This window comes from Microbacterium aquimaris, from assembly GCF_039531285.1.
Taxonomy (GTDB): Bacteria; Actinomycetota; Actinomycetes; order Actinomycetales; family Microbacteriaceae; genus Microbacterium; species Microbacterium aquimaris.
The window spans coordinates 726,588-749,077 of the sequence record NZ_BAAAPT010000001.1 but is presented as its reverse complement, the minus strand read 5'-3'; the positions used below and the strand labels follow the sequence as shown (position 1 = coordinate 749,077).

Annotated in this window: 24 protein-coding genes; 10 read left to right on the top strand and 14 right to left on the bottom strand. The window is 69.1% G+C overall.

The genetic code is table 11. From position 1 onward, the window contains the following. Positions 1-224: 224 nt before the first annotated feature. Genes ABD204_RS03515 through ABD204_RS03490 form a run of 6 tightly spaced genes read left to right on the top strand, consistent with a single transcriptional unit; the run spans position 225 to position 5,543 of the window. Positions 225-1,304: an ABC transporter substrate-binding protein gene (locus tag ABD204_RS03515; RefSeq protein ID WP_194423299.1), complete on the top strand. Its 1,080-nt coding sequence runs from the start codon at positions 225-227 to the stop codon at positions 1,302-1,304. Positions 1,305-1,324: 20 nt separating this feature from the next. Further along, complete coding sequence (locus ABD204_RS03510) at positions 1,325-2,143, top strand: ABC transporter ATP-binding protein (protein WP_194424217.1); 819 nt, start codon at positions 1,325-1,327, stop codon at positions 2,141-2,143. Beyond that, positions 2,133-2,963, top strand: coding sequence for an ABC transporter permease (locus ABD204_RS03505; RefSeq protein ID WP_194423298.1), 831 nt, complete (start codon positions 2,133-2,135; stop codon positions 2,961-2,963). The genes ABD204_RS03510 and ABD204_RS03505 overlap by 11 nt, the downstream gene beginning before the upstream one ends. Further along, positions 2,960-3,859, top strand: coding sequence for an ABC transporter permease (locus ABD204_RS03500; protein WP_194423297.1), 900 nt, complete (start codon positions 2,960-2,962; stop codon positions 3,857-3,859). The genes ABD204_RS03505 and ABD204_RS03500 overlap by 4 nt, the downstream gene beginning before the upstream one ends. A gap of 4 nt (positions 3,860-3,863) precedes the next feature. After that, positions 3,864-4,901, top strand: a complete 1,038-nt coding sequence (gene add / locus ABD204_RS03495) for an adenosine deaminase (protein ID WP_194423296.1) — start codon at positions 3,864-3,866, stop codon at positions 4,899-4,901. 9 nt (positions 4,902-4,910) lie between these two features. Continuing rightward, positions 4,911-5,543 carry a helix-turn-helix domain-containing protein gene (locus ABD204_RS03490; RefSeq protein WP_194423295.1) on the top strand — a complete coding sequence of 211 codons (633 nt, stop codon included), beginning with the start codon at positions 4,911-4,913 and terminating at the stop codon, positions 5,541-5,543. Positions 5,544-5,865: 322 nt separating this feature from the next. Here the strand turns inward: ABD204_RS03490 and ABD204_RS03485 are convergent, their stop codons facing one another. From ABD204_RS03485 to ABD204_RS03470, 4 genes are all read right to left on the bottom strand, one after another. Next, positions 5,866-6,456, bottom strand: coding sequence for a nucleoside deaminase (locus ABD204_RS03485; protein ID WP_194423294.1), 591 nt, complete (start codon positions 6,454-6,456; stop codon positions 5,866-5,868). Between the two features lie 111 nt (positions 6,457-6,567). Beyond that, positions 6,568-7,806 (bottom strand): MFS transporter, encoded by a 1,239-nt coding sequence (locus tag ABD204_RS03480; protein WP_194423293.1) that lies wholly within the window; start codon positions 7,804-7,806, stop codon positions 6,568-6,570. A gap of 97 nt (positions 7,807-7,903) precedes the next feature. Continuing rightward, positions 7,904-8,251, bottom strand: coding sequence for a TraR/DksA family transcriptional regulator (locus ABD204_RS03475; protein ID WP_194423292.1), 348 nt, complete (start codon positions 8,249-8,251; stop codon positions 7,904-7,906). A 63-nt stretch (positions 8,252-8,314) separates the two neighbouring features. After that, a complete protein-coding gene (locus ABD204_RS03470; RefSeq protein WP_194423291.1) occupies positions 8,315-8,881 on the bottom strand; it encodes a DUF4395 domain-containing protein in 567 nt (188 codons plus the stop codon). Between the two features lie 184 nt (positions 8,882-9,065). Here ABD204_RS03470 and ABD204_RS03465 point away from each other — a divergent pair, with 184 nt between their 5' ends. Continuing rightward, the gene (locus tag ABD204_RS03465; RefSeq protein ID WP_194423290.1) at positions 9,066-9,440 is read left to right on the top strand and encodes a rhodanese-like domain-containing protein; all 375 of its coding nucleotides are present in this window, start codon (positions 9,066-9,068) and stop codon (positions 9,438-9,440) included. Positions 9,441-9,473: 33 nt separating this feature from the next. Here the strand turns inward: ABD204_RS03465 and ABD204_RS03460 are convergent, their stop codons facing one another. Continuing rightward, positions 9,474-10,037 carry a carboxymuconolactone decarboxylase family protein gene (locus ABD204_RS03460; protein WP_194423289.1) on the bottom strand — a complete coding sequence of 188 codons (564 nt, stop codon included), beginning with the start codon at positions 10,035-10,037 and terminating at the stop codon, positions 9,474-9,476. 125 nt (positions 10,038-10,162) lie between these two features. Between ABD204_RS03460 and ABD204_RS03455 the strand changes: the two genes are divergently transcribed. Together ABD204_RS03455 and ABD204_RS03450 are read left to right on the top strand one after the other, a co-directional pair. After that, a complete protein-coding gene (locus ABD204_RS03455) occupies positions 10,163-10,783 on the top strand; it encodes a TetR/AcrR family transcriptional regulator (protein ID WP_194423288.1) in 621 nt (206 codons plus the stop codon). Between the two features lie 40 nt (positions 10,784-10,823). Beyond that, positions 10,824-11,462 (top strand): alpha/beta hydrolase, encoded by a 639-nt coding sequence (locus ABD204_RS03450; protein ID WP_194423287.1) that lies wholly within the window; start codon positions 10,824-10,826, stop codon positions 11,460-11,462. Positions 11,463-11,503: 41 nt separating this feature from the next. On the opposite strand, the gene add (ABD204_RS03445) is transcribed toward ABD204_RS03450, so the two are convergent. From add (ABD204_RS03445) to ABD204_RS03415, 7 genes are all read right to left on the bottom strand, one after another. Then, entirely contained in the window at positions 11,504-12,538 is a 1,035-nt protein-coding gene (add, locus tag ABD204_RS03445) for an adenosine deaminase (RefSeq protein WP_194423286.1), read from the bottom strand. Positions 12,539-12,578: 40 nt separating this feature from the next. Then, positions 12,579-14,144, bottom strand: coding sequence for a GMC family oxidoreductase (locus tag ABD204_RS03440; RefSeq protein WP_194423285.1), 1,566 nt, complete (start codon positions 14,142-14,144; stop codon positions 12,579-12,581). Next, complete coding sequence (locus tag ABD204_RS03435; protein ID WP_194423284.1) at positions 14,144-14,758, bottom strand: thiamine pyrophosphate-dependent enzyme; 615 nt, start codon at positions 14,756-14,758, stop codon at positions 14,144-14,146. The genes ABD204_RS03440 and ABD204_RS03435 overlap by 1 nt, the downstream gene beginning before the upstream one ends. After that, a complete protein-coding gene (locus tag ABD204_RS03430) occupies positions 14,755-15,255 on the bottom strand; it encodes a thiamine pyrophosphate-binding protein (protein ID WP_194423283.1) in 501 nt (166 codons plus the stop codon). The genes ABD204_RS03435 and ABD204_RS03430 overlap by 4 nt, the downstream gene beginning before the upstream one ends. A 147-nt stretch (positions 15,256-15,402) precedes the next feature. Next, on the bottom strand, positions 15,403-16,785 hold the full coding sequence (locus ABD204_RS03425; RefSeq protein ID WP_194423282.1) for an NtaA/DmoA family FMN-dependent monooxygenase: 1,383 nt from the start codon (positions 16,783-16,785) through the stop codon (positions 15,403-15,405). Positions 16,786-16,787: 2 nt separating this feature from the next. Continuing rightward, complete coding sequence (locus tag ABD204_RS03420; RefSeq protein ID WP_194423281.1) at positions 16,788-18,287, bottom strand: aldehyde dehydrogenase family protein; 1,500 nt, start codon at positions 18,285-18,287, stop codon at positions 16,788-16,790. A gap of 149 nt (positions 18,288-18,436) precedes the next feature. Beyond that, positions 18,437-18,976: a YaeQ family protein gene (locus tag ABD204_RS03415; RefSeq protein WP_194423280.1), complete on the bottom strand. Its 540-nt coding sequence runs from the start codon at positions 18,974-18,976 to the stop codon at positions 18,437-18,439. Positions 18,977-19,054: 78 nt separating this feature from the next. Between ABD204_RS03415 and ABD204_RS03410 the strand changes: the two genes are divergently transcribed. Further along, entirely contained in the window at positions 19,055-20,113 is a 1,059-nt protein-coding gene (locus tag ABD204_RS03410; protein WP_194423279.1) for an adenosine deaminase family protein, read from the top strand. Between the two features lie 18 nt (positions 20,114-20,131). Here ABD204_RS03410 and ABD204_RS03405 read toward each other — a convergent pair whose 3' ends face one another. After that, the gene (locus ABD204_RS03405; RefSeq protein WP_194423278.1) at positions 20,132-20,983 is read right to left on the bottom strand and encodes a nitroreductase family protein; all 852 of its coding nucleotides are present in this window, start codon (positions 20,981-20,983) and stop codon (positions 20,132-20,134) included. Between the two features lie 42 nt (positions 20,984-21,025). Then, entirely contained in the window at positions 21,026-22,396 is a 1,371-nt protein-coding gene (locus ABD204_RS03400; protein WP_194423277.1) for an amidohydrolase family protein, read from the bottom strand. Between the last annotated feature and the right edge of the window lie 94 nt (positions 22,397-22,490).

Here is a 22,490-nt window from a genome sequence, read left to right as displayed (position 1 = left end):
TCGGCGGGATCACTCGTAGCCGCCGTCGTCTTCGCTCGCTCCGCACCGCTCCGACCCCGGCGAGCTCGGGGTGGACTCATCGCAGGGTGTAACGACCCCGAAACACCGCGGCCAGTGTTCGTGAAATCTACATCCCGTAGCGTCCATCGCACGTGGAACGGGATCCGTCCTGATTCACCACTCCGTTACCCGAGGCACCACCCGCATCAGAGGACAGCACACACATGACCTTCCTTTCTTCCCGACGGGGCCGCATCTCCGCGGCACTGGCCGGCATCGCCGTGTCGGCACTCGCCCTGACCGCCTGCTCCGGCTCGTCGGACTCCGAGCCCGCCGCCGACACCGACGACACCGCTGCCGAAGAGATGATCACCGATCTCACCGTGCAGCTCAGCTGGATCAAGAACGAGGAGTTCGCCGGCGAGTTCTTCGCCGACAGCAACGGCTACTACACCGACGCCGGATTCGACTCGGTCACCCTGGTCCCCGGTCCCTCGACCGGCGCCACCGAGCTCATCTCCGGCACCGCCGACGTCGCGATGAGCGACGCGGTCTCGATCGGTTCGGTCGTCGCCTCGGAAGGCGCGCCGCTGAAGATCGTGGGCGCCACCTACCAGAAGAACCCCTTCACGATTCTGTCGCTGGCCGACGGCGGCAACATCGCCACGGTCGACGACCTCGCCGGCAAGAAGATCGGTGTGCAGGACTCGAACACCGCGCTGTTCAACGCCTTCCTGGCCGCGAACGGCATGACCTCCGACGACCTCGAGATCGTCCCCGTCCAGTACGACCCGGCTCCGCTGACCAACGGTGAGGTCGACGGCTTCATGGCCTACCTGACCAACGAGTCGATCATCATCGAGCACGAGGGCTACGACACGGTCAACCTGCCCTTCGCCGACAACGGCCTGCCGTTCGTCGCCGAGACCCTCACGACGACCGACGAGATGATCTCGAGCAACCCCGAGACCATCAAGGCGTTCCTGAAGGCCGAGATCATGGGGTGGACCGACCAGGTCAACGACCCCGAGGAGGGCGCACGCCTGGCCTACGAGGAGTACGGCGCCGACCTGGGCCTGGACCCGGAGACCTCGACCGCCGGCTCGATCGCACAGAACGACCTCGTGGTGACCGACGAAGTCGAGGCGAACGGACTCTTCACGATCAGTGACGACCTCCAGGCCGCCACCATCGAGAGCCTCGCCGGCGCCGGCATCGAGCTGGCCGCTTCGGACCTCTTCGACCTCTCGCTCCTGGCCGAGGTCTACGAAGAGAACCCCGAGCTGCTCGACTTCATGGGCTGATTGAGAGTTCCACTGTGACGATTCCCGTCGCCCAGACCGGTGCCCAGGGGACGACCCTGGGCACCGGCCTGCAGATCACCGACCTGAACAAAGTCTTCTCGAGCGGCCGCAAGCAGGTGGTCGCCCTCCAGGACGCCAACCTCCACACCGACCAGGGCACGTTCCTGTCGCTGCTCGGGCCGTCGGGATGCGGCAAGTCCACCATCCTGCGCATCCTCGCCGGGCTCGAGCAGCCGACCAGCGGGACCACCCGCGTCGACGGCAAGAGCCCCAAGGAGCTGCGCAAGGAGAACAAACTCGGCATCGCCTTCCAGGATTCGGCGCTGCTGCCCTGGCGCAGCGTGCTGTCGAACATCCGGTTGCCCTTCGAGATCGCCGGCCAGTCGGTCGACAAGGCCTACGTCGACGAGATGATCTCGCTCGTAGGCCTGAAGGGCTTCGAGAAGGCCAAGCCCGCGCAGCTGTCCGGCGGAATGCGTCAGCGTGTGTCGATCGCCCGCTCGCTCATCATGCGCCCCGAAGTGCTGCTGTTCGACGAGCCGTTCGGTGCTCTCGACGACATGACCCGGCAGAAGCTCAACCTCGAGCTGCTGCGCATCTGGACCGAGAAGCCGGCCACCACCCTGCTGGTGACCCACGGCATCTCCGAGGCCATCTTCCTCTCCGACCAGGTCGCGGTCATGAGCCCGCGCCCCGGCCGCGTGAAGGAGGTCATGACCATCGACCTGCCGCGTCCGCGCCTTCCCGAGATGATGCGCAGCCCCGAGTTCCACGCCTATGTCGATCAGGCCTCCGAGCTCCTGTTCGGCGAGGGAGGCGCGGCGGCCGATGACCACTGAGGCCACCTCGAAGTCCCGCACGATCGAGTGGGAGGACGTGCAGCTGCCGCCGTGGCTGATCGGCACGATCGGCGGCGTCGGCCTCATCGCCTTCTGGTGGATCATCTCGGCCGTGTGGGTCAGCTCCACGGGGGCCCACCCCATCCCGAGCCCTCCCGAGGTGATCGGCGCCTACATCGCCGCCGGGTGGGACTACTTCGCCCGCAACTTCGCCGTCACGCTCGCCGAGGCGGGGATCGGGTACCTGTGGGGCAACGGGCTGGCGCTGCTGCTGTCGGGTGTCGTGCTCATCGTGCCGCGGCTGGAAGGAGTCGCGATGCAGGTCGCGATCCTCACCTACTGCGTTCCGATCGTCGCGATCGGCATGCTCGCGGTCGTCCTGATCCCGCCGCCCGCCGTGGGAGAACCCTCCGGCACCGCGATCCTCCTCGCCGCGCTGTCGTGCTTCTTCACGACCGTCGTCGGCGCCCTGCTCGGCCTGAAGTCGGCCGACAAGACGAGCCTGGACCTCATCACCGTCTACGGCGGGTCGAAGTTCACCCAGCTTTTCAAGGTGCGCCTGGTCGCCGCGCTGCCGGCGATCCTGAACGCCCTCAAGATCGCTGTGCCCGCCGCATTCCTCGGTGCTGTCCTGGGAGAGTTCTTCGGCAAGATCGAGGTCGGTGTCGGCCTCGCGATGGTCCTGGCCCAGCAGGCATCCGACGCGCCGCTGGTGTGGGCGTTGGCCCTCGCCTCCGGGGCGGTCTCGCTCGCCGGGTTCGGCATCGTCGGCATCATCGCGCGCGTCGCCGCGCCCTGGTCGAAGGGAAGTGCGTCATGACCTCCGTCAGTAGCCCCCCGGTCGCGCCCACGCAGGAGCCCCCCGCACAGCCCGACACCTCGGCGCAGCTGCAGAGCACGATGCGCAAGCAAGCCGCGACCGGTGCGCTGAAGGCGTTCCTGTGGGGCCTGGCCACCTTCCTCGGCACGATCGTGGCCGTACTGGTGATCTGGGTCGGCGTGCTGTGGATCTTCCAGATCTCCCCGCTGATCGCCAAGGGACCCATCGACGTGTGGAACTTCCTCTTCGAGGTACCCGCCGCCGAGGCCAACCGCGAGATGATCTTCGGCAACCTCATGGTCACGCTCGGCGACGCCGCGATCGGTTTCATCGCCGGCCTCGTCGTGGCTACCCTCGGGGCCACCGTCTTCCAGCTGAACAAGGGCATCGAACACGCGCTCATGCCTGTCGCGATGCTGCTGCGCTCCGTGCCCCTGGTCGCCATGGCGCCGGTCATCATCCTCATCTTCGGGCGCGACTTCTGGACCCTCGCCGTCATCGGCGGCATCGTCGTGCTGTTCCCCGCCCTGGTGAACATCTCCTTCGGGTTGCGCTCCGCATCCCCCCAGATGAACGACCTCGTCGACGTCTACGGCGGCGGGGCCTGGACGAAGCTGCAGAAGGTCGCGATGCCCACCTCGCTGCCGGCATTCTTCGCGGCCGTGCGCATCTCGGTGCCGGGCGCGATCACCGGTGCGCTGCTGGCGGAGTGGCTCGCCGTCGGAGGCGGCATCGGCGGATCGATCGCCGGGTACGTGCCGCAGGCGCAGTTCAGTGCGTTGTGGACCTCCGTCGTCGCGGTCACCGCGGTGTCGCTTATCCTCTACAACGTCGTCCAGATCGTCGAGGACGTCGTCTTGGCCCGTATGGGCATGCACCCTCAGAAGGGCGTCTGATCGCTTGAGCACCACCGACCTCACCGCCTTCGCCCACGGGCTCCCGAAGGCGGAACTGCACCTGCACCTCGAAGGCACTCTCGAACCGGAGTTGAAGTTCGCCCTCGCGGCGAAGAACGGCATCGAGCTCGACCAGAAGACCGTCGACGACGTGAAGGCCAGCTACGACTTCACCGACCTCACGAGCTTCCTCGCCGTCTACTACCCGGCCATGCAGGTGCTCCAGACCGCGGACGACTTCCACGACCTCGCCTGGGAGTACCTCCAGCGCGCGAAGGCGCAGGGGGTCGTGCACGTCGAGATGTTCTTCGACCCGCAGGCGCACACCAGCCGGGGGGTGCCCTTCGCCGAGGTCATCACCGGGTACCGCCGCGCGGCTGTCCGGGCGCAGGACGAGCTGGGCATCTCGGCCGAACTCATCCTGTGCTTCCTGCGTGACTTCTCCGCCGAGTATGCGATGGCCACCCTGATGGAAGCGCTGCCCTACAAGGCCTGGATCGTCGGGGTCGGGCTCGACTCCGACGAGCGGGGAAACCCGCCGGAGAAGTTCGCCGCCGTGTTCGCGCGCGCCCGCGCGGAGGGGTTCTTCCTGACGATGCACTGCGACATCGACCAGGTCGGATCGATCGACAACATCCGCACGGTGCTCGAAGACATCCAGGTCGATCGCATCGATCACGGCACGAACATCGTCGAAGACCCCGCGCTCGTCGACGCCGCCATCGCGAAGGGCATCGGCTTCACCACCTGCCCCGTGTCGAACTCGTTCGTCACCGACCAGATGAAAAGCGAGGAGATCGTCTCGTTGCTGCGCAAGGGCGCCCGTGTCATGGTCAACTCCGACGACCCCGCCTACTTCGGCGGATACGTAGGTGACAACTACGTGGCGCTCGCCGAGCAGGCCGGCCTCACGGCGACCGATCTGGTGCAGTTGGCGATCAACTCGTTCGAGGCCTCGTGGCTGACCGCACGCCGCCGCGAGGCGTTCGTGCAGGACGTGCGCGACTACGCCGCCGCCGCCGGCGTCGCGCTTCCCGTCTGAGGCCGAGCCGTGACCAGCGCCACGCTCCCCGCCGGTCCCGCCGTCGGCGGGCGCACGGCCGGCGCGGACGTCGACGAGTCCGGACGCCGCCTGGGGGCCCACATCCGCCACCTGCGCAAAGCGCACGGACTGACCCTCGTGCAGGTCGCGGAGGCCACGGGGCTCTCGCACCCGTTCCTCAGCCAACTCGAGCGGGGACTCGCGCAGCCGAGCCTGGGATCCCTGCGCCGGATCGCGGTGGCGTTGCAGACGAGTCCGATCGAACTGGTCGCCGCCGCCGACGAGCCCGCCCACGACCTCCCCGCCGTGGAGATCCAGCGCCGCGATGAGCCATCCGGCACGACGGTGCCGGATGGCTTCGCCTCGGGCACCGCGCGACTGCTCGCCGCGGCATCCCGTCCGCTGCACCCGCTCGAGATCAGCGCCGCCGCCACCGAACCCGGGGAGGCGTTCCAGCATCCCGAAGACGAGTTCGTCTACGTCGTCGAGGGTGCGGTGTTCCTCGACCTGGACGGCGAGGTGCGGACCATGCACGTCGGCGACTCCGCGTATTACGCAGGTGGTGTCGCGCACCGCTGGTGGTCGGCCGACGGCTCTCCGTACCGGCTGGTCGTCGTGAAGCAGGGCACGCGCCGCCCCTGACCCGGGCGCGGCCGCCCCGAGCCCGCGCACGAACTCAGGTTGGTTCCGTTCGGGTGCGCGGTTCCGGCCGGCATAGGGGGCTTGACCCGAGCGCCAGCCTGAATTCGTGCACGGGTGGGCTGGTGCCCGTGCGTCGAGCACCGCCGGAGGGTCTCCGGCAAGTGCCGTGCCATAACTCAGGCTGGCCGCGAGTGCTGTCGCCGGTTTGGCCGGTTGTGGGCCCGGCGGCGCGCTGCCAGCCTGAGTGAGGGCACGAGGGCGACTCGAGCCGGCGGCAACTCGGCCGCCGGCGTCCCGGTCTCCGGCGCGACCGGGACCGTGCTCAGGAGTCGCCGCGGGCGTTGTAGACGAGGCTCTCGCTGGCGCCGTAGGCGCGGTAGACCTCGAGGGCCTCGTCTCGGGCGACGCCGATCGTCACGTCGATCCCGCGGGCGCGGAACTGGTCGGCCCAGTCGGCGACGACCGGGCCCTCATCGAAGCCGGTGAGCTCTTCGAGCTCCGGGCCCTCGCCGGCGACGACGAGGGAGCGCACCCCACTCCACATCGTCGCGCCGTAGCACTGCACGCAGGGTCGCCAGTTGACGATCAGCGCCAGTCGCGCGCCGTCCTCGCCGAGGTTCCACCGTCCCAGGGCGCGCTGTGCGAGTGCGAGGGCCATCACCTCGGCGTGGCCGGAGGTGACGCCGGTGCTGAGCACCACGTTCACGCCGGCGGAGACCAGTTCACCGGTGGACTCGTCGACGACGATCGCCGCGAAGGGTCCCCCGTTGCCGGCTCGCCAGTTGCGGTCGGCGAGGTCGTTGACCAGCGCCATCCGCTCCGCGTCGGTCGTGAGCGTCCGCGGGAGCGCCTCGAGATCCGACATGAGCCACTCGGGCAGGGTCATCGTGTAGGTGGTGGCGAGCTCGGGCATGGGGATCTTCCTTCGTGCGGGGACACCTCGACGCTAACCCGCCCAGATTTCGCTCCATCGGTGTGCGTGTTTCCGCCGCGTATCGCGTCGCAGACGTGCGCCGACGCCGGCTCAGGCGCGCGTTGTGCGGGGGTGCGTGAGCACTCCGACGCCGACACCGAGGGTCGCGAGCACGGCCGCGGCGGTGACGACCAGACTGAAGGCGGCCGTTGACCCGCCATTCGCCGCGAGCGCACCGCCGAGGGAGGTGCCGACGGCGACGCCCAGGACCACGCCGCTCCCGGTGAGGGTCATGAGGATGCCGGCGCGGCCCGGCTGCGCGATCGATCCCGCCACGCTGTAGATCGTCAGCAGAGCCGGTCCCTGGAATGCTCCGGCCAGCACCGCCCATACCAATAGCACCCCGACGTTCGGGGCGAGCATCAACCCCACCGCGCCGAGCGCCATCCCGATCCCCGCGAGGACCCAGCGGGTGGCGAAACCGATGCGGTCGGGTACGGCCACCATCGCGACCGTGGCTGCCGCCGACCCGATTGCCATGACGGCGTACAGGAGGCTGCCCGAGTCTCCGAGGCCGTTCGCCAACGCGAACGAGGTCAACCCGGCCTGGCTCGCGCCGAAGAAGGTGCCCATGGCGAGCATCCCGCCCAAAACGAGCGCGCCGATGACCCGGCGGGCCGCGACCGACAGGGGCACCGGGGCTTCAGCGGGCGCATCCTGCTCCGAGGCTGTTCCCCGGGGTGCGGTGAGGCGGGCGGAGGGGTGCAGGGCGAACTGCGTGACGAAGACGGCGATGAGTCCGGCCGCTGCCAACAATGCCACTTCGGGAGAGATCGTGACGGCGAGGATCCCGACCAGGGCAGGGCCGAAGATGTACACGACCTCGTCGGTGACGCCTTCGAAGGCGAACGCGGCCGAGAGGTCGTCGTGGCGCATGGCCATCCACCGCACGCGTGAGAGCGGACCGACCTGGGGCAGGGAGAGGCCGGTCGCGCCCGCGAGCGCGATGATGAGGGCGTCGGGCGCCTCGGCGATCGTCGCGACGAAGGTCACGGCGAACACGACGTTGAGTACGACGCCGGTCAACAGCACCGGGCGCTGGCCGAATCGGTCGGTGAGCGCCCCGCTCGCGGGGGCGCCGACCGCTTCGCCGAGCGCGGCCGCGGCGGCGGCGACGCCGGCGAGCGCGATGGATCCGGTGGATGCCGTGGCGAGGGTGAGGATCGCCAGCGGCATCATCGACAGCGGGAGTCGCCCGAGAGAGGTCGCGACGAGATAGCCCCACCCGGCGCGGGCGGGGAGGGCGCGGTAGGCCGCGAGCGCGGATCGCGCAGAGGTGTCTGCAGACATGGTGGGTCGCTTTCTGATGTCTCCCCCGGCCCGGAGAACATCGATTGCCCACTGGTGTGATCGTTGCGCCGATTCTATCGGAGCGGCCGAGGTGCCGTCAGCGGTCGGATGCGGTGGCGCAGTCGACGCACCGCGTCGCATCCGGGCGTACCCGGAGTCGCGCGACGGGGATGGCGCGTTCGCAGGTGAGGCACATGCCGTAGGTGCCGGATGCGCGGCGCCCGAGCGCCGCGTCGATGTCGTCCAACTCGGTCGATGCGGCCGCCCGCAGCCCTTCCAGCCGCGACCACTCGGCGGACAGCGTCACCCCTTCGGGGTCGTGTTCGTCGTCGGCCGACTCGGCGCCGCGGTCGCCCCGTAGCTCGTCGATCTCGTCGGTGATGTGCGCGAGGCGTCGCGCGACGTCGGCGCGTCGTCGGCGGAGGCGTTCGTCGGGACCGGTCACGGCGTCGATGCTCCTTGCACCCCCCGACCCTACGTCGGCGGGCGGACATCGTCGCGGGTGCGATCAGTCGCGCACGACGGAGTGCTGTTCGCCGCGGGCCGGCGGCACGTACGTGCAAGTCTCGCCGGCACACCGTTCCGGCTTCCGGCGGGAGAACCGTCGAGCAAGCGCGCAGCCGACGCAGATGCCGAAGGCCGCTTCGAGGAACAGGAGCGCGAGACACATCCCGCAGACCGCTTGGGCGATGACGGCGGGTAGGCCGAGCCAGCCGAGGCTGAGGCATCCCAGCATCGCCATCCCGAAGCCGAGCCCCCACGCCAGGACCTTCGGGCGGGCGTCGACCCACTCGGGACGTTGCGCCCGGGTGATGAGGGTGCCGATCACGAGCGTCGGGGTGTATCTCGTGCCGAGGAAGAGCCGTGTCATCATCTCGACCGCGAAGACGATGCCGAACAGGCGCATCGGGTCCAGATCACCCGTGGCGACGCCCCACATCCACGCGGCGAAGCCCGCCAGGAACAGGATTCCCGCCGACGCGCGGACCGCCCGCTCGTTGACCACCGGTCGGTCGATGCCCTCGACCCACTCGCCGATCGTGGGTTTCTCGGCCTGTGGGAGCGCGGTGTCCATGGCCCCACTATACCCCCGGGGGTATAGTGGGGCTGAAACGCGACAGACGAAGGAAGGGTGGCGACCATGTGCGCTCCTGTGAGATGCGACCGATGCGGCAGGACGACCTGGGCCGGATGCGGTCAGCACATCGACGAGGCGCTGGCCGGCGTCCCGGTCGACCGGCGATGCGCGGGGCACGACGATGCGGCGGCGTGATCTGCGCGCGGTGGTCGCGCTCGCGGCGGCCATCGCGCTGACGACGACGGTGGCCGGATGTGCGGGAGGAGGCCCCGCTTCCATCGTCGTCACCGACGAGACCGTCGTGGTCGACGTCCGCACGCCGGCGGAGTATGCCGAGGGTCACCTCGAGGGTGCCGTGAACATCGACCTGCAGGACGCGGGTTTCGAGGAGGCGATCACGGCGCTCGACGATGACGGGGAGTACGTCGTCTACTGCCGTTCCGGCAACCGCTCCGCGCAGGCCGCGTCGCTGATGGAGGCCGAAGGGCTCGACGTCATCGATGCCGGGGGTGTCGACGAGGCCGCGGACGCCACCGGGCTTCCGATCGTCCCGTAGCCGCGGTGGTCGCCGCGAGGGGGTCGGGCCGGGTCAGACCGCCGAGCGGACGCCCTGCCAGATGTGCTTCTGGTTGACGGCGTCGATCGGGGTGTTCGCCAGATGGTTGGTGTAGTTCGACATCACCTTCTGAGCGATGCCGAGCACGACTTCGAGCACCTGCCGCTGCGTGTATCCGGCGTCGAGAAAGGTCTGCACGGTCTCCTCGCTCACGTCGCCTCGCTCGCGCACCATCGCGAGGACGAATGTGCGCAGTGCCTCGAGGTGTGCGGTGGGCAAGGGGGTGCCGTCGCGGAGGGCTTGCGTGATGGCGTCGTCGACGCCCATCCGCTGAGCCATCCCGGTGTGCGCGGGCACGCAATAGTGGCACTCGTGTTCGACGTTGATCGTCTGCCACACGACGGTGAGCTCGTCCTTGTCGAAGCTCGAGTCCATGAAGAGCCGGTGGAGGGTCTGGTAGCCCTCGAGCAGCCCCGGCGCTTCGGCCATCGTCGCGTGCAGACCCGGGATGCGGCCGTTCTTCTTCCGGGAGGACTCGAGGAGGGGCTTCGAGGCCTCTGGGGCGGTGGTCTCATCGTGTCGGGTGAACTCGACCAATGCTCTCTCCTTCGATCGGCGGACGCGTCGTTCAGGCGAACGCGCGCACGGTTGTGTACCGAACGGTAACATACCTCCGTAGGGGCGACATGGACGCGTCGCCTTGAGATTCCTAGGATGTGCGGATGACGACGCAGAGCGAGACGACGACGATCGGTCGTCCGCGCCTCTTCGACGAGGAAGAGGTGCTCGGCGTGTTGACCGACCTGTTCTGGCGGCAGGGGTATGCGCAGACATCGATGGCACAGATCGTCGAGGCGAGCGGGATGCACAAGCCCAGCCTCTACCGCGCGTTCGGATCGAAAGACGCCCTGTTCGTGCGCGTGCTGGAACGCTACCTCCGCGAACGCATGGACATGTTCGCCGCCATGATCGAGGCGTCCGGCCCTGGAATCGCGGGCGTGCACCGCTTCCTCGACCTCTTCGAGGCGGATGCCGTGTCGGCTCGCGGACGCGACGGCTGCCTTATGGTCATGGCCTCGAACGAGCTCCGCGGTGCCCTCCACGACCACGACTTCTCGAGTGACTACCGCGCGCAGATGCGCGAGCGCCTGTCGGTCCTGGTCGCACGGGCACACCAGGATCCGCCACTCGACCCGGACGAACGCGACGACCTGGTGCGGACACGCACCGACCTTCTGACGACCTACCTGCTGGGGATGAACGTGATCATGAGGTCGGGCGCCCCCTCGGCTGAGATCCACGCCCACCTGCGCGCGCTCCACGCCACCGTCGACAGCTGGTGACCGACCGGCGCCGGCGGTCCCGACGGCTAACGTCGTCGGTATGAGAACGCATCCCGAGCGCGCCGCGCGAGGCATCGTCCTGTTCGCCCCGGGCGCCGGTGGCGACCCCGCGCGATACGCGGACACGATCGACCGGATCGTCGCGGCCGGGTACATCGTGTCGGCGGCGACGCACGAGAGGTTCGATGCACGGCACGCGACGGCGGAGCAGATGTGTGAGCGTGCGGTGGGGCTCGCCGACGCGCTCGAGGGTATCGACCGCCCCGAACTCCCGGTGGTCGCCATCGGCCATTCGGCCGGCGGATGGGCGGCGCTGTGTCTCGCGGGCGCGCGACCCCGCGGACGCGAGGGTGGCCTGCTCGACGTGCCGGTCGTGCGCCGTGTCCGCAAAGCGATCGCGCTCGCCCCGCCGATGGGCTGGTTCGCGGCCCCCGACGCGTGGGCGACCGTGCACGCGGAGATCGAGATCCTCAGCGGAGCGGCCGATGGCGTGACCCCGCCCGAGACCGCCCAGATCGCACGCCGGTCGCCGAGACCGGTGAACCTGCGCACCTACCCGGGGGTCGGGCACCTGGATGTCATGACGGTGCTCCCGCCCGGCGTGTCGGTCACACCGGGACTCGACCATGCGGCGTTCCTGGACAAGCTGGCCTCCGACATGGTCGACGCCTTGCCGTGACGCCCCCCGCGTCGAACCGGGCGCCGACGGAGGGGCCGGGCTCAGCGGAGGGCGGACAACGCGAGGATCTGTGCGTCGACTTCGGCGAGTAGCCGGGCCTTTTGATCCTCGTTGCACCAGGCGGCTTCGAACCCGGCGCGGGCGATACGGGCGGCATCCGCATCGCCCAATCCCATCGCCGGCAACGCGTGGGTGTACTCGCGTCCGATGTCGGTCTTGAAGAACACCGCATCGTCGGTGGCCAACGTGACCGGCAGGCCCGCGGCGACCATCTGCGCGATGCGGTGCTCGGGGGTGAACTCCCAGTGCGAGAGCATGTGCGTGGAGTGCGGGGTGCAGGTGAACGGGATGCCGGATGCCTGCGCCTTCGCGAGGGCTGCCGGGTCGTCGACGACGCGGTAGCCGTGATCGACCCGGTCGACGCCGAGCGTCTCGATCGCGTCGATGACGTTCCACGGGGAGGCGTTCATGGTCTCGCCGGCGTGCGCGGTGCGCTTGAGGCCGTGGCGGCCGGCGAGCTCGTACGCCTCACGGAACCGCAGCGGGTCCTCGGTGAGTTCGGGGGTGAGGTCGTCCTGCCCGATGCCGACGACCGCGTCGCGCGGATGGGCGAGCACGGTCTCGACCATCGCCGTCGCCGCGGCGGCCGGAAGCGACCGGTTGATCGCCGCGACCAGGCGGAACCCGACGCCGAAGTCGCGCTCGGCCTGTGTGAGGCCGTCGGTGATCGCGTCGATGAGGCTCGGATAGTCGATGCCGCGCGGGGCGAAGTTGTCGGGGTTGATGAAGTACTCGCGGTAGCGCAGGTTGCCGTCGCGCACCGCATCCTCCACACCCTCGTAGGCGACACGGGCGATCTCATCGCCGGTCGTGAGGGCCAGATGCGCGGCGTTGAAGACATCGAGGAAGTCCGGCAGGCCCTCGTACTCGAGCAGCGCGTCGAGGTCGTCGGTCTTGAGCGCCACGTCGTGCTTCGCGGCGAGTTCGATGAGGGTCGGAACCCGCATGACCGAGACGAAGTGGCAGTGCAGTTCGGCCTTGGGCAGCAGACGCAGGTAGTCGGTGGTGGAGAGCATCGGTCCTTCTCTCGAGTCGGGTCGCGGAGTCGGGTGGGTATCAGGCGGTGCGCAACAGGTCGGCGGCGCGTTCGGCGATCGCCACCGTCGGTGCCTGGGTGTTCGCGGTGGGGATGACCGGCATGACGGAGGCGTCCGCCACCCACAGTCCGGACAAGCCGCGAACCGCGAGCGACGGGTCGACGACGGCCATCTCGTCGGTGCCGATGCGGGCGGTGCCGGCGCAGTGGAAGAACGAACCGATGTTCTCACGCACGAACCGCACCCGGTCCTCCCGGGAGGTCATCGACACCGGCGGGGTGATCGGGCCTTCGGCGAGGTCGGCATAGGCCGAGGTGGCGACGAGGTCTTGAACCGCATCCAACGCTTCGACCATCGCGGCCAGGTCGGTCGGGTCGGCGAGGTAGTTCGGTTGGAACTCGGCGGGCACCTTTGGGTCTGCCGAGCGCGAGCGTACCCATCCGACGCTGCGTGACCCGTACAGGCCGGGCACGAGGGCAAAGACGCGGTTCCCGGTGAGGTCGTAGCGGTCGTGCAGGGTGTCGTCGCCGCGGGATCCGTGGGCGATGACGGTGTGCAGGTCGGGGCCGGTCTCGGCGTGGGAGCTGCGCCAGTTGACCATCGCGCCGCCGCCGTTGCCGAGCACGGCGCCGAGGTCGTGCCGGGCGCGGAAGTTCACCCCGAGGATCAGAGGGTGGTCCTGGAAGTTCTCGCCGACGCCGGGCAGGTCGTGGCGGGGATGGATGCCGGCCTCGCGCAGGCGGGCCGGGTCGCCGATGCCCGAGCGCTGCAGGAGGCGCGGGGTGTCGAGTGCGCCCGCGGAAAGGATGACGCGGGAGGCGCGGGTGGTGACGAGTGCGTTGTCGACCTCGTGACGGATGCCGGTGGCGGTGGTGCCCTCGAGCACGACGTCGTGCACCGGGCTGTCCACCAACACGTGCAGGTTCGGCCGGGCGAGGGCGGGCTCGAGGTAGGCACGCGCGGTGCTCCAGCGTTCGAAGGATCCGTCGGCGCCTTCGATCGCGTTGTAGTCGGCGTAGACGGCGCCCTCGTTGGACGCCGCGTTGGCGTCGTCGATCACGGGGATGCCGCGCTCGCCGGCGGCATCGATCAGGGCGTGCGCGATCGGGTGGACCCGCGTGAGCGGGCCGACGCGGACCGGCCCATCCAGGCCGCGGTACGCCGGGTCGCCGCCGGGGCGGGTCTCGGACCGGCGGAAGAAGGGGAGGAGGTCGTCGTACCCCCAACCGGTGGCGCCGGATGCGGCCCAGGCGTCGTAGTCGGCGCGGGCGCCGCGGTACCAGAGCATCGCGTTGGTCGAGGACGAACCGCCCAGCACGCGGCCCCGCGGCATGGCGATCGCGCGGCCGAGCACGTGCTCGGTGGGGGCGGAGGCGTAGCCGTGGTCGTAGGGTCCGCCGATCATGGCGTCCCAGTGTGCGGCCTCGAGGATCTCGCGCACCCCGCTGTGTGAGGGACCCGACTCCACGAGCAACACCGTCGCATCCGGATCCTCCGACAGGCGGGCCGCGAGCACGCATCCTGCCGCGCCGCCTCCCACGACCAGGTGGTCGTAGGAGGCGGCGGGCGTGGTGACGAACGGCATCAGTTGTGCTCGCTCGGGCCCATGATCGTGATGCCTTCGGTCTCTTCGACGTGGCGGACGAAGATGTACTTGTCCTCGCGCCCGTCGGAGTGCTTGCGCTTGATACCGGGTTCGAGGATGCCGTCGGTCTTCGCGACGACGATGTAGGGCTCGTCGGCGGCCAGGCCCGCGGCGCAGTGCTCGTCGAACTCCTCGAGCGTGTGTGCGGTGAAGGCCTTCTCGACCCCGGCACCGCGGGCGATCGCGGCGAGGTCGACGCGTCCGCCGTTGGTGTGGGTGCGGGGCCCGCCGATCGACTGGTACTGCTCGTTGTCCCACACGACGATGAACAGGTTCTTCGGCTGCTCGTTGCCGAGGGTTGCGAGGATGCCGAGGTTGAACAGCAGTCCACCGTCGGTGTCGAGCGACACGATCTGGCGGTGGGGGAGTCCCACCGCGAGCCCGAAGGCCTCACCGGAGACGCATCCGAGCTGCTGCTGGAACAGGCTCGCCTCACGCATGTGGGGTGCGGCGTTGTACCACTCGTCGACGGCGCCGCCGAGCGAGAGGATGACCAGCTCGTTCTCCAGACGGGCGCCGAGCAGCTTCATGGCTTCGAAACGGGAGTAGCTCATCGGACCAGACCTCCTCCGAGCACGACGGCGGCGTGGTGGTACGAGGCGTAGGCGTGCTCGTACGCGTTGACCACCGCCTGCTCGATCTCATCGACCTCGCGCACGATCGTGTAAGGGGTGCGCAGGGTCTGCAGCAACGGTTCCATGGTGATCCCGTGGGGGATCGCCCACCAGTTGTTCTCCCCGAGTTCGCCGCGGTAGCTCATGATCATGACGACCGGGATGCCGGCGCCCAGTCCCAGGCGGGCCAGGTGCTCGGTCGCGGCACGCAGACCGGAGTTCTCCATGACCAGCACGGCGCGCTTGCCGGACAGGAACACGCCGCCGGCGATCGCGGCACCTTCGCCCTCGTTGGTGACGGGGATGGTGCGGATGTCGGCGTCGGCGTCCAGAGCCGGGTACAGCTCTTTCAGCAGCGAGTCGGGAAGGTAGGTGGCGACGCTGACGCCGGCGCGCTTGAGGCCCCGGATCACCGCCTCGACGGCTTCGGCTTTCATTCGGTCTCTTCTCTTGTCCGCACTGTGCGGATCGGGTGGATGGTGCCTGCTCCGCAGTCGGCTGCTGCGGCCGACTGGAGGGAGGAACCCGCAGTTCCGGACTGCGGAGCAGGGGTCGTGTGGGGTCGGGGGTGTACGGGGACGGGGTTATGCGGGGACGGAGGCGGTGGTCGCGGTCAGGCGGTGCGCGCGGTGCGAGGGTGAGAGCCGGGGGCTGCCGCTGAAACGTTCGCGCAGCGTGTCGGCGGGGGCACTGGCGCGGCCGCGCTCGACGAGGATGGGCAGGACCAGATCGATGAACGCCCGGTAGGAGTCGGGGCCGCCGAAGGTGGGTTCGAGCATGAGGCCGTCGATGCCGGATCCGTCGATGATGGCTTCGATCTCGTCGGCGACCTCCACCGGGTCGCCGGTGATCTGGAAGCCGCGGATCGCCTTCGTGCGGAACTGATCCAGCACGCCCCGCACCCGCACATCCGGGTCGTTCTTCGCGTAGCGGTCGACCAGGGTCTGCCCGTAGTCGGTGCGCAGGTCGACAAGCCGGGTGTCGGGGTCGACCCCGGTCAGGTCGATGCCGGTGATGCCGGCGAACATGACGGCGGCGTCGTCGAGGCCGAGGAGCGCCTCGTACTCGGCCCGTAGCGCCTTGGCCTGTTCGGTGGTCGGGGCGACGGTGACGGTCATGCCGCTGACGACCTTGACCTCTGCGCCGTCGCGCCCGTGGGTCTCGGCTTTCGCGCGGATGTCGGCGACGTGCGCCGCAGCCGAGGCGATCGACTGGCCCTGGATGAACACGGCCTCGGCGTTTCGGGCCGCGTACGCGCGCCCGCGGTCGCTGGTGCCGGCCTGGAACAGCACCGGCGTGCGCTGCGGGGTCGGAGGCACGGCGAACACGCCGTGTGCGCGCTGGTACTCGCCGTCGACCTCGACGCGGTGGAGCTTGTCGGGGTCGGCGTACAGTCCCCGTGCCCGGTCGCGGAGTTCCGCATCGTCGTCCCAGCTGTGCTCCCAGAACCGCAGGCACGTGTCGAGGAAGTCATCGGCGGCGTCGTAGCGCTGGTCGTGGGTGAGCTTCCGCGTCACGCCGAACAGGTCATCGGTGGTGGCCTGCGAACTGCCGGTGACGATGTTCCAGCCGATGCGCCCGCCGGTGAACCGGTCGAGCGTCGCGAAGCGTCGCGCCGTCGCGTAGGGCATTTCGACCGTGGTCGGCGAAGTGACCACGAACCCGATGTTCTCGGTCGCCCGCGCCAGCGCGGGGATGGCGAGCATGGGGTCCAGGGCCGGGAACTGGATGCCGTGGGCGGCGACCTCGTGCGGCATCCGCCCCTCGAGGGTGGCGTAGCCGTACGTGTCGGCGAAGAACAGGAAGTCGAATCCCGCCTCATCGAGCATGGCGGCCAGGTCCACCCAGTAGTCGAGTCGGTCCCAGTCGTCACCGCGGCCGCGCGGGTCGGTCCAGGTGGGCATCCCGTTGCTGGGGTTCATCATCTCGAACGCGCCCAGCAGGATCGGCTTCTTCGTTTCACTCATCGTCAGATCACCATCGCCACGGTCTTGGTCTCCAGGTAGTTCTCGAGCCCCTGCGGGCCGTTCTCGGTACCCCATCCGGACTCCTTGTGGCCGCCCTTGGGCAGCTCGGGTCCGAGGAAGGAATGGCAGTTGACCCACACGGTGCCGGCCTCGAGCTGTGCGGCGATGCGGTGGCCGTTGCTGAGACCCTCGGTCCATACGCTCGCGGCGAGGCCGTAGCGGGAGTCGTTGGCCCAGGCGACGACCTCGTCGATCTCGTCGAACGGGGTGACGACGGCGACGGGGCCGAAGATCTCTTCGCGCATGAGCGGCATGTCGGCGCGCACGTCGGTGAGCACGGTCGGGGTGTAGAAGGTGCCCTCGCGGGTGCCACCGGTGACCACGCGGGCGCCGTCCGCGGCACCCGCGTCGACGAGGGACGCGACCCGTTCTGCCTGCGGGGTGCTCACGAGCGGGCCGAGGTCGGCGTTCGGGTCGAGGCCGTGGCCGAGGCGGAGCTTCTCGCCGGTGGCGGCCATCCCCTCGACGACGCGGTCGTAGACGTCGCGGTGGGCGTACACGCGGGCGCTGGCGACGCACACCTGCCCACCGTTGTCGAAGATACCGCGGGAGACGCCCTCGATGGCGGCGTCGATGTCGGCGTCGGGGAGGATGAGCGAGGGCGATTTCCCGCCGAGCTCGAGGGTGAGGCGGGTGAGGTCGGTGGATGCGGTCTGCACGAGACGTTTGCCGACGGCGGTCGAGCCGGTGAAGGCGACCTTGGCGACATCCGGATGTTCCACCAGGGCCTGTCCCGCTTCGGCGCCGTACCCGCTGATGATGTTGACGACACCGTCGGGAACCCCGGCGCGCTGGAGGAGCCGACCGAGGAACGCCGCGGTGAGCGGGGTGTTCTCGGCGGGCTTGAGCACGATGGTGCAGCCGGCGGCCAGGGCCGGGGCGAGCTTCATCGCGGTCATGATGAGCGGTGAGTTCCACGGCACGATCGCCGCGACCACGCCGACCGGTTCGCGTCGCGTGTAGGCGAAGAGCTCTTTGCCCACGGGGGTGCGCGAGATCGAGGTGGGGATGGTCTGCCCGAAGATCTTGGTGGGCCACCCGGCGTAGTAGCGGAACTGGTTGATCGCGGCGGGCACCTCGCCGAAGCGCGAGGTTCGCAGGTTCTTGCCCTGGTCGAGGGTTTCCAGCTCGGCGAGGTCGTCGAGGTGTTCCTGCATGAGGTCGGCGATGCGCCACAGGAGGGCGCCGCGGTCGGCGGGGCTCATCCCGCGCCAGTCGGGGCGGTGCAGGGCTTCGCGTGCGGCGGCGACCGCCTGTGCGACGTCGGCGGCATCACCGCGGGCGACGGATGCGAGTGCCTGGCCGGTGGCCGGGTCGAACGTGTCGAAGGTCTCGCCGGATGCCGCGGCCTGCCACGATCCCCCGATCAGCAGGCGGCCGGGATCGTCGGCGAGGAAGCGTGCGACACCGTCGCGGAGCGTCGGTGCGGAGGGGGGAGTCATGCGGACACCTCACGTCGGGGGCGGGGGATGTCCATGATGCTATACAGCAATCATTGATTGCTTGTAGCTATCACGTTTCGCGTGTGTTTCGCCGACTCGTCCCCCGCGCGCCCGACGCGCGGACGGTGGGCGTGCGCGAGGGGCTCCGATCAGGCCGCCGCGATCGAGTGGATGTCGGACGAGAACGTCTGTCCGTTGAGCTCGAGATAGACGTGTCGCTCTGTCACCGACAGGCTCATCGTCGTGCGGCGTTCGATCTGAGCGGATGCCGCTTCGAGGAACCCGCGGTCGAAGCTGTGCACCAGGATCTCGGCTCCGCGGTGGATGCGCTTTCCCTGCCAACTCGCGACGAGCTTGGCGGGATCCCGGTGGGTGTATACGGCGACGTGGCCGGCTTTCATGCTGCCCTCGTGCAGCCGCGCGGCATCCGGCGCGCCCACTTCGATCCATCCCGTCAGCGAGCCGGTCGCATCGCGGATGACGATCGCCGGCTCATCGCCGGCCGAGATGCCCTCGGTGAACGCGATGCCCTCGGCGAACTCCAACCCGTAGGCGAGCACCCGGGTGAGCATGTAGACGTCGGTCTCGGACGGATGCCGCGCCACGCGGAGGGAGAGATCGTCGTAAACTCCGCGGTCGACATCGGCGAGCGTCACGGTGAAGGTGTGGATCGTCGCGCCGGCAGCCATCCCGTCAGCCTATGCCGCAACACCCCGGACACATGTCGCGGGTAGACCTGATCCCACATCCCGAACCAGAGGACCCCCGTGATCTCGTACCCCGACTATCTGCGCCTGCTGCCGAAGGCGGAACTGCATTGCCATCTCATCGCGATGATGCGCCCCGACATGCTGCTCGCCTTCGCCGACCGCAACGACGTCGCGTTGCCGTCCCGTGACATCGACGCGCTCATCGACTCCGACAATCTGCAGGACTTCTTGGCGTTGTTCGTCACGGCCAATGACGTGCTTCGGACGCAAGACGACTTCGCCGAGGTCGCATACGAGGGGGTGAAGGATGCGGTGCGTGCCGGCAACCTCCGCTATCGCGAGTACTACGTCAACTCTCAGAACTCGAGCGCCTACCTGTCCTATCCCGACTTCATGGACGGCATCATCGCGGGTCTCCGCCGGGCTGAAGACGAGTTCGGCGTCGGGTTCCGCATCGTCAACGCGATCAACCGGTCGCTGTCGCCCGAGGCCGCCGTCGAGATGGTGCGCGAGATGATCCGTCACCCGCGCGCGGAGGTCGTCGGCATCGGTCAAGACCACCTCACCGCCGACGGCGGGGAGGACCCGGCCCTGTGGGTCGACGCCTACCGACTCGCCGCAGAGCACGGGCTGAAGCGCACCGCGCATGTCGCCGAGACGATGCCGGCCGAGCCGGATTCGGTGCGCGTCGCGCTCGACCACCTCGGCGTGGACCGGATCGACCACGGCTACCGTGCGGTCGACGACCCGGACGTGCTCGCGTACCTCGTCGCATCCGGAACCCACGTGGCGTGCACCCCGATCTCGACCCAGGTGCTCTCCGGGTGGGCGCCTTCGCCGGATCATCGCATCGCCACGCTCATCCGCGAGGGCGTCCCGGTGAGCTTCTCCACCGACGACGCCGTGTTCTTCCGCACCGACCTCGGCCGTGAGTACGTCGACGGCCTGATCGGCATGGGGTTCGGCCCCGAGGTCGCCAAGCAGATCTCGCTCGCCGGTATCGACGGCGCCTGGTGTGACGAGGCGACCAAGGCGCGGCTGCGCGCGGACTTCCGCGCGCAGCACCTCGTGCTCGACGCGCTGCTCGACACGGAGGTGTCGAGCGGAGAACACTGACCGCCGTGGGTGGCGACTCTAGTTCGAGGGGAGGCCGCGCTGCTCCAGGGCCTCGCGCATCACGTGGCGACCTCGCAGGCTCGCTTCGTCTCGCACGCGAGCCAGCACGGTCGGCGTCCACGCCCGCGCCGTGCCCTGCGAGGCGTAGTACGCCGAGAGGGCGTCGTCGTACGCGTCGATCGCCGAGTCGGAAGGGGTGGTGTACGTCTCGCGATGCCGCACGATCGCCTGGGGGAGGCGCGGCTTGATCCCCGCCCGGTCGTCGGGATCCGGGTGTCCGATGGCCATTCCCGCGACCGGGAACGCCCCGGCGGGCAGGTCGAGGAGGTCGCTGAGGGCGAGGGGATTGTTCCGCACCGACCCGACGTAGGTGATGCCCAGGCCGAGCGACTCGGCCGCGATCGCGGCGTTCTGCGCGGCGATGCCCGCATCCACGAACGACACCAGCGTGCTCTCGAGGTAGTCGATGCCGGCCGTGCCCGCGTCGCGCTGCTCGGCGATGAGGCGGTTGCGTGCCCAGTCGGCGACGAACACGAGGAACACCGGAGCCCGGCGAATGAACTCCTGGTCCCCGGAGAGCTCGGCGGCTGCCGCCTTGCGCTCGGGGTCGCGGATCTCGATCACCGACCACGACTGCAGGTTCGAACTCGTCGATGCCGATTGCGCCGCCGCGATGATCGCGGTGATCGCGTCGTCGGAGACGTCTTCGGGCGTGAAGCGACGCACCGAGCGGTGTCGCAGCTGGAGAGCGATGACGTCGTTGACCGATTCGAGGGTGTCGGGAGCCGCATCCCCGTACCGCGCCCCGAGGTTCTCGTCGATGGCGTCGGCGTCGGGGGCCTTCGGGGTCGTCGTCGCAGATTCGGTCATGTCAGGGACGACGATAACCCGCCGTCAGGTATTCCCTCGACGTCAGTGGAACAGACCCTCGGGGTCGCCGTGGGCGTCGAGCCACTGCTGTCGGCGCTCGAACAATCCCGGCACGAGGGTGCGCACGCGCGCGATGAGTTCGTCGACGTCGGCGGTGACGAGCTTTCCGCCGCGCACGAGGATTTCGCCGGCGACCATCGTCATGTCCACGTCCGACCCGCGGACGGCGTGCACCAGGTTGTGGTGGATGTTGGTGTGACCGCCGGCGGGGAGGAACGGCGTCATACGCGGGGTGTCGGTCCGCACCGCGACGAGGTCGGCCTGGAATCCGGGAGCAATGCGACCGAGCCGGTCGCCCTGACCGATGGCCGCGGCCCCGCCGCGGGTGGCCATGTGCAGCACCTGCCAGGAGTCCATGGCAGCGGCATCCATCGACCGGAGCTTGCCGAGAAGCGAAGCGACTTTCATCTCCTCGAACATGTCGAGGTTGTTGTTCTCCTTCTCCCCGTCGGTTCCGAGCCCGACGTTCACGCCTGCCGCGAGCATCTCGGCGACCGGTGCCATGCCGCTGGCGAGTTTCATGTTCGAGATGGGGTTGTGCGAGACGCCGACGCCGCGCTCGGCGATCAGGTCGATCTCGGACTGGTCGAGCCACACCGCGTGGGCCAGCATCGCGCGCGGCGTGTCGAAGAAGCCGTGCTTGTCGAGCGCGAAGATCGGGCGCATCCCATACCGGCTGTCGAAGTCAGCGAGTTCGATCTCGGACTCGCTGCAGTGGGTGTAGATCCCGGTGTCGAAGTGGCGGGCCATGTCGATCGCGCGCTTCTGCCCGGCTTCGTCGGCGTAGAACCAGTGCTCGAGGCCCACCCAGGGCATGATGCGGCCGCCTGCGGCTCCGGCCCACTCCCGCAGCATCCGCTCGTTGTCATCGAGGGTGTCGAAGTAGTCGAAGTCCGGATGCTCGCCGACGTAGTTCACTGTCACGACGCGGTTGCCGAGCCCCTGGGCGGCGCGCGCGGCGCCGTCCATGTACCGCCACATATCGACGACTGTCGTCGTGCCCGACAGGAGACCCTCCGCGTAGCAGAGCCACGCGGCCGCCTCGGCCTCGTCGGGCCGCAACACGCGGTGCATCGGGTCGATGTGCAGCCGCAGCCACTCCCACACCGGCAGGTGTTCGGCGGTGCCGCGCAGCATGCCGGAGTGGTGGTGCGCATTGATCAGGCCGGGCATGAGGACCCGGTCGGTGAGGTCGACCCGTTCAGCATCGGGATGCTGCGCCGACAGATCGGCGACCGGGCCGACGCCGCTGATCGTGTCGCCGGTCACGAAAACGGCGGTGTCGGTGAGGACGTCGAGGGAATCGTTCATGGTCACAACGGCGTCGGGGACCAGCAGGCGTGAAGCGTTCATCGGCATCGATAGTAAGAGGCAATCGTGTATTGCTTGAGGCAATCGCGTTTCGATGGTGTTTCCCGCACCCGTCGTGGACAGCCGACGCGGCGGC

Coding starts and splice junctions, on each gene's coding strand:
- ABD204_RS03425 (WP_194423282.1), bottom strand. CDS start 16,785: ATGAGTGAAACGAAGAAGCCGATCCTGCTGGGCGCGTTCGAGATGATG.
- ABD204_RS03500 (WP_194423297.1), top strand. CDS start 2,960: ATGACCTCCGTCAGTAGCCCCCCGGTCGCGCCCACGCAGGAGCCCCCC.
- ABD204_RS03415 (WP_194423280.1), bottom strand. CDS start 18,976: ATGGCTGCCGGCGCGACGATCCACACCTTCACCGTGACGCTCGCCGAT.
- ABD204_RS03400 (WP_194423277.1), bottom strand. CDS start 22,396: ATGAACGCTTCACGCCTGCTGGTCCCCGACGCCGTTGTGACCATGAAC.
- ABD204_RS03435 (WP_194423284.1), bottom strand. CDS start 14,758: ATGAGCTACTCCCGTTTCGAAGCCATGAAGCTGCTCGGCGCCCGTCTG.
- ABD204_RS03455 (WP_194423288.1), top strand. CDS start 10,163: ATGACGACGCAGAGCGAGACGACGACGATCGGTCGTCCGCGCCTCTTC.
- ABD204_RS03480 (WP_194423293.1), bottom strand. CDS start 7,806: ATGTCTGCAGACACCTCTGCGCGATCCGCGCTCGCGGCCTACCGCGCC.
- ABD204_RS03485 (WP_194423294.1), bottom strand. CDS start 6,456: ATGCCCGAGCTCGCCACCACCTACACGATGACCCTGCCCGAGTGGCTC.
- ABD204_RS03420 (WP_194423281.1), bottom strand. CDS start 18,287: ATGACTCCCCCCTCCGCACCGACGCTCCGCGACGGTGTCGCACGCTTC.
- ABD204_RS03430 (WP_194423283.1), bottom strand. CDS start 15,255: ATGAAAGCCGAAGCCGTCGAGGCGGTGATCCGGGGCCTCAAGCGCGCC.
- ABD204_RS03405 (WP_194423278.1), bottom strand. CDS start 20,983: ATGACCGAATCTGCGACGACGACCCCGAAGGCCCCCGACGCCGACGCC.
- add (WP_194423286.1), bottom strand. CDS start 12,538: ATGCTCTCCACCACCGACTACCTGCGTCTGCTGCCCAAGGCCGAACTG.
- ABD204_RS03440 (WP_194423285.1), bottom strand. CDS start 14,144: ATGCCGTTCGTCACCACGCCCGCCGCCTCCTACGACCACCTGGTCGTG.
- ABD204_RS03465 (WP_194423290.1), top strand. CDS start 9,066: ATGCGGCGGCGTGATCTGCGCGCGGTGGTCGCGCTCGCGGCGGCCATC.
- ABD204_RS03470 (WP_194423291.1), bottom strand. CDS start 8,881: ATGGACACCGCGCTCCCACAGGCCGAGAAACCCACGATCGGCGAGTGG.
- ABD204_RS03515 (WP_194423299.1), top strand. CDS start 225: ATGACCTTCCTTTCTTCCCGACGGGGCCGCATCTCCGCGGCACTGGCC.
- ABD204_RS03450 (WP_194423287.1), top strand. CDS start 10,824: ATGAGAACGCATCCCGAGCGCGCCGCGCGAGGCATCGTCCTGTTCGCC.
- ABD204_RS03505 (WP_194423298.1), top strand. CDS start 2,133: ATGACCACTGAGGCCACCTCGAAGTCCCGCACGATCGAGTGGGAGGAC.